The 13187-nt window shown below is 71.1% G+C and carries 17 protein-coding genes; 5 read left to right on the top strand and 12 right to left on the bottom strand.

The features are described 5' to 3' along the window. The first annotated feature begins 245 nt into the window (after nucleotides 1–245). The gene (locus IE318_RS24780; protein WP_189903769.1) at nucleotides 246–1733 is read left to right on the top strand and encodes a glutamate synthase subunit beta; all 1488 of its coding nucleotides are present in this window, start codon (nucleotides 246–248) and stop codon (nucleotides 1731–1733) included. 113 nt (nucleotides 1734–1846) lie between these two features. Here the strand turns inward: IE318_RS24780 and IE318_RS24775 are convergent, their stop codons facing one another. From IE318_RS24775 to IE318_RS24765, 3 genes are read right to left on the bottom strand one after another with little or no spacing between them, the layout of a single operon-like run. After that, on the bottom strand, nucleotides 1847–1996 hold the full coding sequence (locus IE318_RS24775) for a hypothetical protein (protein WP_189903767.1): 150 nt from the start codon (nucleotides 1994–1996) through the stop codon (nucleotides 1847–1849). Between the two features lie 53 nt (nucleotides 1997–2049). Beyond that, nucleotides 2050–2340, bottom strand: coding sequence for a DUF397 domain-containing protein (locus IE318_RS24770; protein ID WP_030167484.1), 291 nt, complete (start codon nucleotides 2338–2340; stop codon nucleotides 2050–2052). Beyond that, nucleotides 2341–3201 (bottom strand): Sco1979 family transcriptional regulator, encoded by an 861-nt coding sequence (locus tag IE318_RS24765; protein ID WP_030167487.1) that lies wholly within the window; start codon nucleotides 3199–3201, stop codon nucleotides 2341–2343. 278 nt (nucleotides 3202–3479) lie between these two features. Between IE318_RS24765 and IE318_RS24760 the strand changes: the two genes are divergently transcribed. Both IE318_RS24760 and IE318_RS24755 read left to right on the top strand, forming a co-directional pair. Beyond that, nucleotides 3480–4178 carry an ATP-binding protein gene (locus IE318_RS24760; protein WP_189903766.1) on the top strand — a complete coding sequence of 233 codons (699 nt, stop codon included), beginning with the start codon at nucleotides 3480–3482 and terminating at the stop codon, nucleotides 4176–4178. Beyond that, nucleotides 4169–4660 (top strand): hypothetical protein, encoded by a 492-nt coding sequence (locus IE318_RS24755; protein ID WP_030167494.1) that lies wholly within the window; start codon nucleotides 4169–4171, stop codon nucleotides 4658–4660. The genes IE318_RS24760 and IE318_RS24755 overlap by 10 nt, the downstream gene beginning before the upstream one ends. Nucleotides 4661–4690: 30 nt before the next feature. On the opposite strand, the gene IE318_RS24750 is transcribed toward IE318_RS24755, so the two are convergent. From IE318_RS24750 to IE318_RS24735, 4 genes are all read right to left on the bottom strand, one after another. Then, nucleotides 4691–4876 (bottom strand): DUF8839 family protein, encoded by a 186-nt coding sequence (locus IE318_RS24750; protein ID WP_189903764.1) that lies wholly within the window; start codon nucleotides 4874–4876, stop codon nucleotides 4691–4693. A 177-nt stretch (nucleotides 4877–5053) separates the two neighbouring features. Beyond that, complete coding sequence (locus IE318_RS24745) at nucleotides 5054–5839, bottom strand: nucleotidyltransferase family protein (RefSeq protein WP_189903762.1); 786 nt, start codon at nucleotides 5837–5839, stop codon at nucleotides 5054–5056. Continuing rightward, a complete protein-coding gene (gene pip, locus IE318_RS24740; RefSeq protein WP_189903760.1) occupies nucleotides 5836–6837 on the bottom strand; it encodes a prolyl aminopeptidase in 1002 nt (333 codons plus the stop codon). The genes IE318_RS24745 and pip overlap by 4 nt, the downstream gene beginning before the upstream one ends. 37 nt (nucleotides 6838–6874) lie before the next feature. Further along, nucleotides 6875–7576, bottom strand: coding sequence for a uracil-DNA glycosylase (locus IE318_RS24735; protein WP_189903758.1), 702 nt, complete (start codon nucleotides 7574–7576; stop codon nucleotides 6875–6877). Between the two features lie 75 nt (nucleotides 7577–7651). Between IE318_RS24735 and IE318_RS24730 the strand changes: the two genes are divergently transcribed. Further along, complete coding sequence (locus tag IE318_RS24730) at nucleotides 7652–8197, top strand: RNA-binding S4 domain-containing protein (RefSeq protein WP_189903756.1); 546 nt, start codon at nucleotides 7652–7654, stop codon at nucleotides 8195–8197. Nucleotides 8198–8269: 72 nt separating this feature from the next. Here the strand turns inward: IE318_RS24730 and IE318_RS24725 are convergent, their stop codons facing one another. Continuing rightward, the gene (locus IE318_RS24725; protein WP_189903754.1) at nucleotides 8270–8719 is read right to left on the bottom strand and encodes a DoxX family protein; all 450 of its coding nucleotides are present in this window, start codon (nucleotides 8717–8719) and stop codon (nucleotides 8270–8272) included. Nucleotides 8720–8919: 200 nt separating this feature from the next. Between IE318_RS24725 and IE318_RS24720 the strand changes: the two genes are divergently transcribed. Then, nucleotides 8920–9186: a DUF6343 family protein gene (locus IE318_RS24720; protein ID WP_189903752.1), complete on the top strand. Its 267-nt coding sequence runs from the start codon at nucleotides 8920–8922 to the stop codon at nucleotides 9184–9186. Nucleotides 9187–9212: 26 nt separating this feature from the next. Here the strand turns inward: IE318_RS24720 and IE318_RS24715 are convergent, their stop codons facing one another. The 4 genes from IE318_RS24715 to rpsA all read right to left on the bottom strand — a co-directional run bounded on the left by IE318_RS24715 (nucleotide 9213) and on the right by rpsA (nucleotide 12934). Beyond that, nucleotides 9213–9593, bottom strand: coding sequence for a tetratricopeptide repeat protein (locus tag IE318_RS24715; RefSeq protein ID WP_030167520.1), 381 nt, complete (start codon nucleotides 9591–9593; stop codon nucleotides 9213–9215). 50 nt (nucleotides 9594–9643) lie between these two features. After that, nucleotides 9644–10282: a dephospho-CoA kinase gene (gene coaE / locus IE318_RS24710; RefSeq protein WP_189903750.1), complete on the bottom strand. Its 639-nt coding sequence runs from the start codon at nucleotides 10280–10282 to the stop codon at nucleotides 9644–9646. Nucleotides 10283–10327: 45 nt separating this feature from the next. Further along, complete coding sequence (locus tag IE318_RS24705) at nucleotides 10328–11266, bottom strand: PAC2 family protein (RefSeq protein ID WP_030167526.1); 939 nt, start codon at nucleotides 11264–11266, stop codon at nucleotides 10328–10330. A 177-nt stretch (nucleotides 11267–11443) separates the two neighbouring features. After that, entirely contained in the window at nucleotides 11444–12934 is a 1491-nt protein-coding gene (rpsA, locus tag IE318_RS24700) for a 30S ribosomal protein S1 (protein ID WP_030167530.1), read from the bottom strand. Nucleotides 12935–13187 lie beyond the last annotated feature (253 nt).

Genomic DNA, 13187 nt, shown 5'->3' with positions numbered 1-13187 from the left:
GGGCCCCCCGAGAAGGAAGGGGACGACGCCTGGCCCCCCGAGCTAGCGAAGGCCGCCCCGCCAGCGGAAAAGCCCCCCGCACACGCCCTGCACGCGCGCCCCGGGGGACGTATCGTGGCCGGAAGAGCGCCGCCCGTGGACGCGCGAGAACGCGACGAGTACGCGACGACAACGCGAGAGGCCGCACGAGGACGCGCAACAGCGCGCGAGGACGGCGAGTACGCGAGTACGCAAGGGAGACGGCCATGGCCGATCCCAAGGGTTTCATGACCACGCCCCGCCAGGAGTGGTCCCGCAGGCCCGTCGAGGAACGGGTCCGGGACTGGGACGAGGTGTACGTTCCGGGTGGCCTGCTGCCGATCATCAGCAAGCAGGCCGACCGCTGCATGGACTGCGGTGTCCCGTTCTGCCACCAGGCCTGCCCGCTGGGCAATCTGATCCCCGAGTGGAACGATCTTGTCTCGCGGGAGGACTGGCGGGCGGCGAGCGACCGGCTGCACGCCACGAACAACTTCCCGGAGTTCACCGGCCGCCTGTGTCCGGCGCCGTGCGAGGCGGGCTGCGTGCTGGCGATCAACCAGCCGGCCGTCACCATCAAGAACGTCGAGTGCGCCATCGCCGACCGGGCGTGGGAGGAGGGTTTGACCCCGCCGCGTCCGCCGGACCGGCTGACGGGCCGGACCGTCGCCGTGATCGGCTCGGGGCCGACCGGGCTCGCCGCGGCCCAGCAGCTGACTCGCGTGGGACACACGGTGGCCGTGTACGAGAAGGACGACCGGCTCGGCGGGCTGATGCGCTACGGCATCCCCGCGTTCAAGATGGAGAAGCACCACCTGGAACGCCGGCTGGAGCAGATGCGGGCCGAGGGGACCAAGTTCCGTACGTCGACGGTGGTCGGGCGGGACGTCGGGGCGGCGGAGCTGCGTTCGCGCTACGACGCCGTGGTGATCGCCACGGGCGCCACCGCGTGGCGTGAACTGGACGTGCCGGGGCGCGAGTTGGCCGGGGTCCATCAGGCGATGGAGTATCTGCCGCTGGCCAACCGGGTGTGCGAGGGGGACATCGCGGTCTCGCCGTTGTGCGCGGCGGGCCGGCATGTGGTCATCGTGGGCGGGGGTGACACGGGGGCCGACTGCCTGGGCACGGCGGTACGGGAGGGCGCCGCGTCCGTGACCCAGTTGGACATCTACGCCCAGCCCGGTACGGAGCGCGACGAGGACACCGAGCCGTGGCCGACGTATCCGAAGATCTACCGGCTGTCGGCCGCGCACGAGGAGGCGGAGGTGCTGCACACGGCGCCCGCCGCGGATGTCGACGCGCGGATGTTCGCGGCGTCGACGCTGCGCTTCACCGGTGACGGGGACGGGCAGGTGCGCGAGCTGCATCTGGTCGAGGTGGACGCGGAGCGGCGCCCGTTGCCGGGCACCGAGCGGGCCCTCCCGGCCGACCTGGTGCTGCTCGCGCTCGGCTTCTCCGGGCCGGACCGGCGGGACGGGCTGATCGACCAGCTGGGACTCGACCTGGCGCCGCGCGGCACGCTCGCGCGCGGCGTCGGCTACGTGACGAACGTCCCCGGTGTGTTCGCGGCGGGGGACGCCGCGCGCGGGCAGTCGCTGATCGTGTGGGCGATCGCGGAGGGACGGGCGGTGGCGGCGGCAGTCGACCACTACCTGACGGGGAGCTCGCGACTGCCGTCGCCGATCGGGCCGCACGACCGGCCGATGGCCGTGTGACCGCCGCCGATGCGGCCGTAGGACCGGTCGCTGCCGGCCGGCGTCGGTTGCCGCCGGACGGCAGCGGCCGACGGCGGAGAACGTCTGACGGCGTCGGACGCCGCCGGATGCCGTCAGCCGGTGAAGCCGACGGATGCGGCCTCGGGAGTGATCTCGGACTCGGTCTCGGACTTGGTTGCGGACTCGGTCTCGGTCGTGGTCTCGGTCTCGGTCGTGGTCTCGGTCTCGGTCGTGGTCTCGGACTCGGGAGTGGTCTCGGACATGTTCAAGGTGGCACCAGAATTAAGGAGTTGGGCAGCGGAAAATCCAGGCATGGTCAAGAGAGCAGGAAGTCGGCCTCCCCCGCCTTGGCGCCTTCTATGAAGGCGGTCATCTCGTCGGTGGTGTAGATGAGGGCCGGCCCGTCCGGGTCGGTCGACTGGCGTACCGCGATCCGCCCGTCGGCCAGCTTCATCGCCTCCAGGCAGTTGCCGCCGTTGCCGCCGCTCCACGGCTTGTGCCAGCCCTCGCTGCCCAGTTCCCTGGCGGGCATGCCGTTGTAGATCCGCTCGCCGCGGGTCCGGTCGCCGCGGCCTCGTGAGGCGGGCTGGGACGTGATGCGATCCATTCACAGCTCCTTGCGGAGATCCCGGAGGATCTCCTTCGTGCGATGTGCCGTAGCGGCCTGCGCCGCCATGCGGTCCATGACCTCGAGGTGGGTCGCCACCTCCTCGCGCGCGTCCAGGTAGACGGCGCCGGTCAGGTACTCGCTGTAGACCATGTCCGGCAGTTCGGGCATGGCGAATCGGAACAGCACGAAGGGCCCGTACGTGCCTGGATGCGGCCCCGAGGAGAACGGGGCGACCTGGAGGGTCACGTTGGGCAGCTTCGTGGCGTCGAGCAGTCTGTCGATCTGAGCACGCATCACCTCCGGGCCGCCGACTGGGCGGCGCAGCGCGGTCTCGTCGAACACGAACCAGAACCGGGGCGCGTCGGGACGGGTGAGCAGTTCCTGGCGTTGCATGCGCAGGGCGACATGGCCTTCGATGTCGTCGGGGCTGGTCTGTCCGATGGCGCCCGAGGTGAGCACCCCGCGCGCGTAGTCCTCGGTCTGGAGCAGGCCGGGCACGAAGTGAGGTTCGTAGGACCGGACGAGTGCCGCGGCGCCCTCCAGGCTGACGTACATGGAGAACCAGCCCGGCAGGATGTCGTGGAAACGCTGCCACCAGCCGGGCCGGTTGGCGTCCTCGGCGAGCTGCACGAAGGCCTCGGCCTCGTCGTCGGGGACGCCGTACGCCTTCAGCAGCAGTTGCAGATAGGGGATTTTGAGGGCGACTTCGGCCGTCTCCATACGGCGGACCGTGGCCGGGGCGACGCGGAGGACGCGGGCGGCCTCCTCGCGCTTGAGGCCGGCGCGTTCCCGCAGGTCGTGCAGGCGCCGGCCCAGCACGACCTGCCCGACGGTCGGTGCCGACCGCGGTTCGCTCACGCTCCACCTCCACCGAAGAATCCGGGACTCCGCCGAGGAGTTCCGTCGGGCCGGAGGAGTCCCACGGGCCCGGGGTCGGTCCCCGCGGGCTGTAGGAATCCTGACAGCCCTACGGCGCCATTCGAAGATCTATTCGAAGACCCGACGGATCTCCGGTGATCCCAACTGGCGCCGCTCGACGTGCTGTTGCGAGCAGTGTGCCACGGCCCCTCACCGCGTCACACAGCACTCTGCATTTTTCAGAGTGCCACTTGCCAAGTGTTCACGGCGGGGAGATAGTGGCAAGCGTGATTCCGTCCCCGCCCTTAGGAACAGACGCCGCCGCGGGCCTTCTCGCCCCCGGCGCCCTCACGGGAGCGGACCCCGACGGGGCCGCCGCCGAGCGCCGGTTCCACTTCGAGCTGGCCGCACACCCGGGTTCCCCCGCTCAGGCCAGACGTCTGACCAGAGCCCGGCTGACGGCCTGGTCGGTGTGCGAGGACACCTGTGACACCGCCGACCTCGTCATCTCCGAGCTGGTCACCAACGCCATCGTGCACACCGCGAGCAGCCGGGTCGTCTGCGAACTGCACGACCGCGGGGAGCTGGTGCGCATAGCCGTACGCGACGAGGGCCGCGCTCCGGGGGAACCGCACCCGTCACCGCAGCGGCCGGAGGAGGAACACGGCAGGGGGCTGCTCCTCGTCGAGGCCATGTGCCTCTCCTGGGGCGCGCAGCAGCACGGCCAGGGGCTGGTGGTGTGGGCGGAACTGGCGCGTGACACCGACGGCAGCCACGACGTCCGGGGCGACCTCGGCTGGGGCGCCCGCCCGAAGCCGTACCCGATCCCGGACCCTCATCCGACCCCTTCGTCCCCTCCGCCCCCTTCGACCCCGCATCCGGCTCCGCCGCCGGACGACGAGGGCGCCCTCCAAGGGGCACAGCACCACAGGGCATACACGCACGACACGCACGGATCGGGGGCCGTATGGCTGTGAGCGGTGCCCGCGCCTCCGGTTCCGGCCAGGCGCTCAGCCTGGACACGCTCGTACGTCTGGGACGCGCGACGGGCAGGTCCGCCGCGTCCGGCGACGCCTCCCCGGACGGCGGCCTCACGGCGCCCCGGCGGCTGTCCCTTCCCGAGGGCATGGTGGTCCCGCTGGGTTGCGACGCGGTGGCGGTACCGGCCCGCTTCGGTGCCCAGCTGATGCCGCGGCTGCCCCGCGTGGGGTGCGTCTACGCCGACGAGACGCACTGGTGGTGGATCGTCCCGGCCGACTCCGACTATGCCCTGCGGTGGCCCTCACCCGCGCACTACGCCACCGGGGCGGTCCTCCCCGACGCCTCTCGGGGTCCGTTGCCCGTTCTCATCCACCGACCGGACGGGACGGTTCCGTACACTCCGCCGATCCCCCTGTACCTCGCGCTGTGCAGGGTCACGGGCACGACCCCGGCGTGGAGCCGTCCGATCAGAGCGTGAGCGCGGGGAGGGCCGTCGGCGGCGACGCTTTCAGGCGGTGATGTCACCACCGGTCTCGCCGCCCCGGACGATCACCAGGAACGTGTCCGTCGCGAGGTCCATGACGACCTCCGCGGGCAGGCCCTCCAGGCGTCGCGCATGCGCGAACTCCTCCGCCGGCCACGACCCGCGCGGACCGCCGGCGGGAAAGCGCTCGAGCACCGTTCGCCCGTTCACCCTGCACCTCCATGTAGCGCTGTACTCGTAGAGTTAAACGCCAAGCATGGGGCGAAAGCCTCGTCCAGTGACGGTACTGAGACGTACTCGACACGAGTTCAATGCCAAAAGTGCGTCTCACCTCACACTTTCGACCGACTCGATCACCTTCCGCGTCAACTCGCGTACATCTCGTGTTCACACGTCCGTGATCGTGGGTGTGCCGTTCACGGCGGTGCTCAGGACCCCCTCGGTCTCGGTCACCGCCCGGAGCAGTGCCGTGGGAGACGCCGTCATTCCACTGAGGATGTCGTCGACGTCCTGGAGGCCCGCGCGGGTCACGAGCCCCTTGTCGTTGGTGGTCCACTCGCCTCGTGCGGCGAGTACGGCATGGGCGGTCTGGGTGGCGGCCAGGGCGATCGCGCCGGCGACCTGGGTGACGGATCCCCTGGGGGCGTGGCCCGCCTTCGCGTAGGCGAGGCCGGCGGTGGCCATGCCGTACCAGTGTTCGGGTGCGGTGCGCCGCAGTGCGGGCGGGTAGGCCGCCGGGCGGGGCAGCTCTCCTCGCAGCACCCGGTTGACCGCGAGCTCGGCGACCACCAGGTAGCTGGGGATCCCGGCGAGATGGAACAGCAGCGGTTCCACCCGGAAGCGACCCTCCTGCGCCTGAGCCCATTCGTGCTCGACGACGTCGAGGTCCCGGTAGTGCACGTCGACGCGGCGGCCGTCGATCGTCAGCCAGGCTCCACCGTTGAAGACGCCGCCGCCCCAGCCGCCGAGCTCGGAGACCTCGCCCTCCCAGCCGACGGCACGCAGGTCGTCCGGGTCGAAACGGCCCCGGTAGTAGACGGCGAGGTCCCAGTCGCTGTCCGGGCGGTGGGTGCCCTGGGCGCGGGAGCCGCCGAGGGCCACGGCACGGACTCCGGGGAGTGCGGCCAGGCGATCGGCGGTGGTGTCGAGGAAGTGCTGGTCCGGCCGGGTCATCGCCTGCCTGCCTCCTGCCGTGTGCGCGTGTCCTCGCGCCGTGCGTACCTGTCCATCACCGCGACCAGCGCGTCCACCACGCCCGGTGCTCCGAAGTCGTGCCCGGCCTCGTCGACGACGATCAGTTCGCTGTCGGGCCAGGCGTGGTGCAGGCGCCAGGCGATGCCGAGGAGGTTGCCGAGGTCCAGGCCGCCCTGGACGAGGGTGCCGGGGATGCCGCGCAGCAGAGGGGCGTCGCGCAGCACCACGCCCTCGTCGTTGCCCGGGCCGAGGAAGTGGTCGTTGCCGAAGTAGTGCGTGACGGTGCGGGCGAAGCCCATGCGGAAGGCGGGGTCCTCGTACCGTGCGACGGAGCGCGGCGGCGCGGGGATCGTCGCGGTCTCCCAGTCGGTCCAGGCGCGCGCCGCCCGTTCGCGCACCGCCGGGTCGGGCGACTCGAGCAGCCGGTTGCAGGCGGCCGCGAGGTTTCCGGTGCGGTCGGTGTCCTCGGGCAGTTCGGCGAGGAGGCGTGCGAAGTCTTGCGGGAAGATCCTGCCCAGCCCGTGGGTCAGCAGTGTGACCTCGGCGTTCGAGCCGGTCGCGACGCCCGTCAGGACCAGTTCGGAGACGACCCCGGGATGGGTCTGGGCGTAGCGCAGGGCCAGCACCGAGCCCCAGGAGGTGCCCCACACCAGCCATCGCTCGATGCCGAGGTGGTGCCGGAGCAGTTCCAGGTCGGCGAGCAGGTGGTCGGTCGTGTTGACGCTCATGTCGGTGTCGTACGCGCTCGCGTGCGGTGTGGAGCGTCCGCAGCCGCGCTGGTCGAGGAGGACGATCCGGTACGCGGCGGGATCGCAGAAGCGCCGCTGCCCCGGCGTACAGCCGGACCCCGGACCGCCGTGCAGCATCACCGCCGGCTTGCCCTGTGGGTTTCCGCAGGTCTCCCAGTACACGAGGTTGCCGTCACCCACGTCGAGCATGCCCTGGTCGTACGGTTCGATCTCCGGATACGGGCCCATCGGGGGAACGTAACCGCCTCTCGCCGGCCGCGTCGCCTCATTTTCCTGTCGGCAGTCCCGCCGCCTGCGCCGCCGTGCGCAGGACGTCGCGGAGCATCGTGGGGGTGAGCCTGCCGGTGAAGGTGTTGCGCTGGCTGACGTGGAAGCAGCCGAAGAGGTCGAGGCCGTCGAGCGGCACCCGTGTTCCGTGGGCGAAGGCGGGGCGGGGCCGGGGCACCGTCCAGCCCGCCTCGGTGAACGCCGGCAGCGCGGCCTGCCAGCCGAACGCGCCGAGCACGACCACCGCCCGCAGGGTGGGCCGCAGCAGATGCAGTTCCTGGACCAGCCAGGGCCGGCAGGTGTCCCGTTCGCCGGGGGTCGGCTTGTTGGCGGGCGGGGCGCAGTGCACGGGCGAGGTGATCCGCACCCCGTACAGCTCCAGCCCGTCGTCGGCGGCGACGGAGGTGGGCTGGGAGGCGAGCCCCACGTCGTACAGCGCCTGGTAGAGCACGTCACCGGACCGGTCCCCGGTGAACATGCGGCCGGTACGGTTCCCGCCGTGCGCGGCCGGGGCGAGTCCCACGATCAGCAGCCGGGCGTCCGCCGGTCCGAAGCCCGGCACCGGCCGCCCCCAGTACGTCCAGTCGGCGAACGCGGCCCGCTTGGTGCGGGCCACCTCCTCACGCCAGGCGACCAGACGCGGACAGGCACGGCAGTGCGAAATCCGCTCGTCGAGGGCGCACAGGCTGCTGCTGTCCATGTTCTCCACGTTCCCCACCGTAAAGTCGTCCGGTGCGGCCGGTCCAAGAGACGTGAGGAGACTAAGGTCTGAGCCATGGCTAGCGAGGACGACGTCAAGGACCGCGACGGGGACGGGAGCGGGGCCGAAGCCGGCGAGGCGCCCGCTGCGGCCGTGGATCCGAAGGTCGCCGCCGCCATCGCCGCCGCCGAGGCGGCCGGTCCGGCGAGCGGTGAGACCGTGCGGATCGACAGCTGGATCTGGGCCGTGCGTCTGGTCAAGACCCGTTCCGCCGGTGCCACCGCCTGCCGGGGCGGGCACGTCCGGGTGAACGGCGAGCGGGTCAAACCGTCCCACTCGGTCCGCGTCGGCGACGAGGTGCGCGTGCGGCAGGAGGGTCGCGAGCGGATCGTGGTCGTCAGGCGCCTGATCCGCAAGCGGGTCGGCGCGCCCGTCGCGGTGCAGTGCTACGTCGACAACTCCCCGCCGCCCCCGCCCCGCGAGGCCGTCGCTCCGATCGCCGTACGCGACCGGGGTACCGGCCGGCCCACCAAGCGCGACCGGCGTGAACTGGAGCGGCTGCGCGCCCTGGGCGGCCTGGACGGTCCGAGCGGCCCCGCCGGCCGCCCGCACGGCCGGTGACGCTCGCACGGCCGATGATGCTCGCACGGCCGATGATGCCTGCGGAGCCGTGCGGCGCCCGTCCGGTGGTCGTCACCCCTGCCGCCGCAGCAGCCGCAGCAGCTCCGCGTTGTGCCCGCGGCGGGCCCAGGCGATCAGGGCGAGCGGCACGATCAGGATGATCGGTGTCGCCGCGTTCTGCCCGTCGAAGACGGTGAGCTGGACGACGAACGCGCCGACCATGAGCGCGCTCAGTGCCAGCGCCGCCACCGACTGCAGCACCGGGATCAGCAGCGCGACGCCTCCGGCGAGCTCCAGCGCGCCGATGGTGTACATCCCCGCACTGCCCCAGCCGATCTTGTCGAAGGCTTCGGCGGCCGATGGATGTGCGATGAGCTTGGGCAGCGCACTCGCGATCACGTAGAACAGGGCGAGCAGCACCTGCACGGCGCGCAGGGCGATGCGGGCGGTACGGCGGCCACGGGCGGACCCGGTCGACGGGGCGGTGGCGACGGACGGGGCGGAAGCGGCGGTCTCGGACATGGGGGTCTCCTCCGGGAAGCGGTGCGTGTGCTGTCGCAGAGGTAGACCGCCCTCGCCCCTGGGACTCATCGCGGCCGGGCGGATTTCCCGTGCGCCTTCTCCGCTCCGGCCGGCTCTCTCCTTGTCTCCGCTCCGGTCGGCTCTCCTGCCGCGTACGGCCCTCACGGGGAGTACGTTGCAAGGAGGAGTGGTGATCGGCGATGCGTACGGGCAGTGAGCCGACGACCGCCCGGAGTGCGCTGCGGGCGCGGTTCTGGCTGTGCGTGTGGGGGATGTTCTGGGCGATGTTCGGCACGGCGGTGTTCGTGCTGGTCGGCCGGCCCGGATGGGCGGCCGCGTTCGGGGCGCTGTGGCTGGTGATCGCCGTCGACTTCGCCCTGGTCGTCCGGCATCTGCGGCAGGGGTCGCACTACCAGCCGGGGCGCGATGTCCCGCCGTACTGGCCGCCCGATCAGCGCCGCCGGTAGGCCCGCCGGCAGGACCTGTCCGGGGGTCAGGTGTCGAACCGGGCGCGCTGGAGGTACTCCGGGTTCGGGTCCAGGGCGGCGGCCAGCCGGAAGTGGCGTTTGGCCTGGTCGGGGCGGCCCTGCCGCTCGTAGGTCCGGGCGAGCGCGTAGTGCGCGAACGCGTTGTCCGGCTCACGCTCCAGGACGATGCTGAACTCCAGCTCGGCGGGCCGCAGTTGCGCGGCCGCGAAGAAGGCGCGGGCGCGCAGCAGCCGGGCGGCCGTGTTCTCGGGATGGGCGGCGATGACCCCGTCGAGCAGCTTCACCGCGCCCCGAGGGTCCCGTGCGGCGAGCAGCTGCTCGGCGGCGCGGAAGTCGATGACATGCGTCTCCGGAGTACGTCCGGGCGAACCGCTGGTTTCGGGCACGGCAAAGTCCTTCCCTCACTGGGAGGGTTCAACGCCCCTGCCGGACACCCCTATTCCTGAGGTTCGGCCGCCCCGTGCCCTGGGTGCTGGGTGTGCGCGGCCCTTTGGACGAGCTCGGCCCAGACGTCTCTCACCCGCTGCCGGAGGCGTTCCAGCGGCACGTCGTTGTCGATGACGATGTCCGCGATCTTCAGGCGCTCCTCCCGGGTGGCCTGGGCGGCCATGCGGGCGCGTGCGTCCTCCGCGGTCATGCCGCGCAGCCGTACCAGCCGGTCCAGCTGGGTCTCGGGGGCCGCGTCGACGACGATCACGAGGTCGTACAGCGGGGCGAGACCGTTCTCCGTCAGGAGCGGGACGTCGTGGACGACGACGGCGTCCTCGGCGGCGGCCTCCTCCAGCTCGCGGGAGCGGGTGCCCACCAGGGGGTGGACGATCGAGTTCAGGACGGCCAGCTTCTCCGCGTCGGCGAAGACGATGGAACCCAGCTTGGGCCGGTCCAGGCTGCCGTCCGCGGCGAGCACTTCCGGGCCGAAGGCGTCGACGACCGCGGCGAGGCCGGGCGTGCCCGGGGCGACGACCTCGCGCGCGATGCGGTCGGCGTCGATCAGCACGGCCCCGCACTCGACGAGCAGCCGCGACACCTCGCTCTTACCGGCTCCGATGCCCCCGGTGAGGCCTACCTTCAGCATGAGCGGAAGCTTAGGCGCTGCCGCTGACAGACCGCCCGGCGGACCTCAGTTCTCTCCCTCGCGCTCCGCCAGGAACCTCTCGAACTCGCGGCCGATCTCCTCGGCCGACGGGATGTCGATGGGTTCGGCGAGCATGTTGCCGCGGGTCTCCGCGCCCGCGGCGGCGTCGTACTGGTGCTCGAGGCCCTGGACGAGGGAGGTGAGCTCCTCGTCGCCCTCGCGGATCTGCCGGTCGATCTCCGTCTGGGTGCGGTGGGCGTCGTTGCGCAGGGAGTGCGCGATGCTGGGCAGGACCAGGCCGGTGGCCGCGGTGACGGCCTCCAGGACGGTCAGGGCCGCGTCCGGGTACGGCGAGCGGGCGATGTAGTGCGGGACGTGCGCGGCGACCCCGAGGACGTCGTGGCCGGCCTCCATCAGGCGGTACTCCAGCAGCGCCTCGGCACTGCCGGGCACCTGCGCCTCGTCGAAGGGGCTGTGGTGGCCGGGAACGAGGTCGCTGCGGTTGCCGTGCGGGGTCAGGCCCACCGGGCGGGTGTGGGGGACGCCCATGGGGATGCCGTGGAAGTTCACCGACAGGCGTACGCCGAGGCGCTCCACGATCTGCCGTACGGCGGCGGCGAAGCGCTCCCACTCCACGTCGGGCTCGGGCCCGGACAGCAGCAGGAAGGGCGCGCCGGTGGCGTCCTGGACGAGCCGGACCTCGATGGCGGGGTCCTCGTAAGCCGTCCAGCGGTCGCGCTTGAAGGTCAGCAGCGGGCGGCGGGCCCGGTAGTCCACGAGCCGGTCGTGGTCGAAGCGCGCCACGACCTGGTGCGGCAGTGAGTCCAGAAGCCGCTCGACGATCTGGTCGCCGGTCTCGCCCGCGTCGATGTATCCGTCGAAGTGGTAGAGCATGACAAGTCCGGCCGACTCCTGGGCGAGCGCCATGTCGACGACCGCCAGGCCCTTCGGCTCCCATGCGTACAAACCCTGCGGATCAAGCACTGTGACCGCCCCTCCTCGTGTTCGTAGGTTCACAACGAGAGACGGGACCCAGGCATTCCCCGACTCCTGACAAGCGGTCCGGGAGGCCGAGTCGGGCCCGGAACGCGGCCGCGGCCCGCACCCCCCACACAGGGGGTACGGGCCGCGGTCGTCGGCTGGTTGCCTAGCGGTGAGCGGTCAGCTCTGGCCGCCGGCCAGCTTCTCGCGCAGGGCGGCCAGGGCCTCGTCCGAGGCCAGGGCGCCGGAGGTGTCGCCACCCTCGGAGGAGTACGAACCGCCGGTCGCGGCCGGAGCGGCGGCCTCGCCACCCTCGGCGGCGGCAGCGGCGTCCGCCTCGCGGGACTTGATGACCTGCGCCTGGTGCTGCTCGAAGCGGGCCTGCGCCTCGGCGTACTGGCGCTCCCACTCCTCGCGCTGCTTCTCGTAGCCCGGCAGCCAGTCGTTGGTCTCCGGGTCGAAGCCCTCGGGGTAGATGTAGTTGCCCTGGTCGTCGTAGGACGCGGCCATGCCGTAGAGGGTCGGGTCGAACTCGACCTCCTCCGGGTGGGCACCGAAGGACTCGTTGGCCTGCTTCAGCGAGAGGCTGATGCGACGGCGCTCGAGGTCGATGTCGATGACCTTGACGAAGATCTCGTCGTTGACCTGGACGACCTGCTCCGGGATCTCCACGTGACGCTCGGCCAGCTCGGAGATGTGGACCAGACCCTCGATGCCCTCGTCCACGCGGACGAACGCACCGAACGGAACCAGCTTCGTGACCTTGCCGGGCACGACCTGGCCGATCTGGTGGGTGCGGGCGAACTGCTGCCACGGGTCTTCCTGGGTCGCCTTCAGCGACAGGGAGACGCGCTCGCGGTCCATGTCGACGTCGAGGACCTCGACCGTGACCTCCTGGCCGACCTCGACGACCTCGGAGGGGTGGTCGATGTGCTTCCAGGACAGCTCGGAGACGTGGACCAGACCGTCGACGCCACCCAGGTCCACGAAGGCACCGAAGTTGACGATCGAGGAGACGACGCCGGAGCGGACCTGACCCTTCTGGAGGGTCGTGAGGAACGTCTGGCGGACCTCGGACTGGGTCTGCTCGAGCCAGGCACGGCGGGACAGGACCACGTTGTTGCGGTTCTTGTCCAGCTCGATGATCTTGGCCTCGAGCTCCTTGCCGACGTACGGCTGAAGGTCGCGGACGCGGCGCATCTCGACCAGGGAGGCCGGGAGGAAGCCACGGAGGCCGATGTCGAGGATGAGACCACCCTTGACGACCTCGATGACGGTACCGGTGACGATGCCGTCCTCTTCCTTGATCTTCTCGATGGTGCCCCAGGCACGCTCGTACTGGGCGCGCTTCTTCGAGAGGATCAGGCGGCCTTCCTTGTCCTCCTTCTGAAGGACCAGGGCCTCGATCTCGTCGCCGACGGCGACGACCTCGTTCGGGTCGACGTCGTGCTTGATCGAGAGCTCGCGGCTCGGGATGACACCTTCGGTCTTGTAACCGATGTCGAGCAGGACCTCGTCCCGGTCGACCTTCACGATGACGCCGTCGACGATGTCGCCGTCGTTGAAGTACTTGATCGTCTCGTCGATCGCTGCGAGGAAAGCTTCCTCGTTACCGATGTCGTTGACCGCTACCTGCGGGGTGGTGGCGGTGGTCTCGGTGCTGCTCGTCATGTGGGAAAGGGCTCCGGTACGGACATTGAAGTCGTAGGTACTGCTTACGCCGGGAGCCCGTTTCGCTCTGCAGAAGCCGGACAGCCAAGGAAGCGCCACACCAAACCACTGGTGGCGCCTCGACAACCGAGGGGACATACAACAGATGCGAGCGCAGCCTGCTACGTCTGAGGTGCGCAGGCCCGCAGCGCAACTTGTAGCATACGGGGGCAGCCGGGCAGGGTCAATGCGCGAAGCCACCCACCCGGGGCGT

The sequence above is a fragment of the Streptomyces spiralis genome, from assembly GCF_014654675.1.
GTDB classification, from domain to species: domain Bacteria; phylum Actinomycetota; class Actinomycetes; order Streptomycetales; family Streptomycetaceae; genus Streptomyces; species Streptomyces spiralis.
Note: the sequence above shows the minus strand (reverse complement) of the source record. Positions and strands in the feature narration are given on the sequence as shown.

Excerpts from the sequence above, each read along its gene's own strand:
- IE318_RS24780 (WP_189903769.1), top strand. The coding sequence starts at position 246 with ATGGCCGATCCCAAGGGTTTCATGACCACGCCCCGCCAGGAGTGGTCC.
- IE318_RS24775 (WP_189903767.1), bottom strand. The coding sequence starts at position 1,996 with ATGTCCGAGACCACTCCCGAGTCCGAGACCACGACCGAGACCGAGACC.
- IE318_RS24770 (WP_030167484.1), bottom strand. The coding sequence starts at position 2,340 with ATGGATCGCATCACGTCCCAGCCCGCCTCACGAGGCCGCGGCGACCGG.
- IE318_RS24755 (WP_030167494.1), top strand. The coding sequence starts at position 4,169 with ATGGCTGTGAGCGGTGCCCGCGCCTCCGGTTCCGGCCAGGCGCTCAGC.
- IE318_RS24745 (WP_189903762.1), bottom strand. The coding sequence starts at position 5,839 with ATGACCCGGCCGGACCAGCACTTCCTCGACACCACCGCCGATCGCCTG.
- pip (WP_189903760.1), bottom strand. The coding sequence starts at position 6,837 with ATGGGCCCGTATCCGGAGATCGAACCGTACGACCAGGGCATGCTCGAC.
- IE318_RS24735 (WP_189903758.1), bottom strand. The coding sequence starts at position 7,576 with ATGGACAGCAGCAGCCTGTGCGCCCTCGACGAGCGGATTTCGCACTGC.
- IE318_RS24730 (WP_189903756.1), top strand. The coding sequence starts at position 7,652 with ATGGCTAGCGAGGACGACGTCAAGGACCGCGACGGGGACGGGAGCGGG.
- IE318_RS24725 (WP_189903754.1), bottom strand. The coding sequence starts at position 8,719 with ATGTCCGAGACCGCCGCTTCCGCCCCGTCCGTCGCCACCGCCCCGTCG.
- IE318_RS24720 (WP_189903752.1), top strand. The coding sequence starts at position 8,920 with ATGCGTACGGGCAGTGAGCCGACGACCGCCCGGAGTGCGCTGCGGGCG.
- coaE (WP_189903750.1), bottom strand. The coding sequence starts at position 10,282 with ATGCTGAAGGTAGGCCTCACCGGGGGCATCGGAGCCGGTAAGAGCGAG.
- rpsA (WP_030167530.1), bottom strand. The coding sequence starts at position 12,934 with ATGACGAGCAGCACCGAGACCACCGCCACCACCCCGCAGGTAGCGGTC.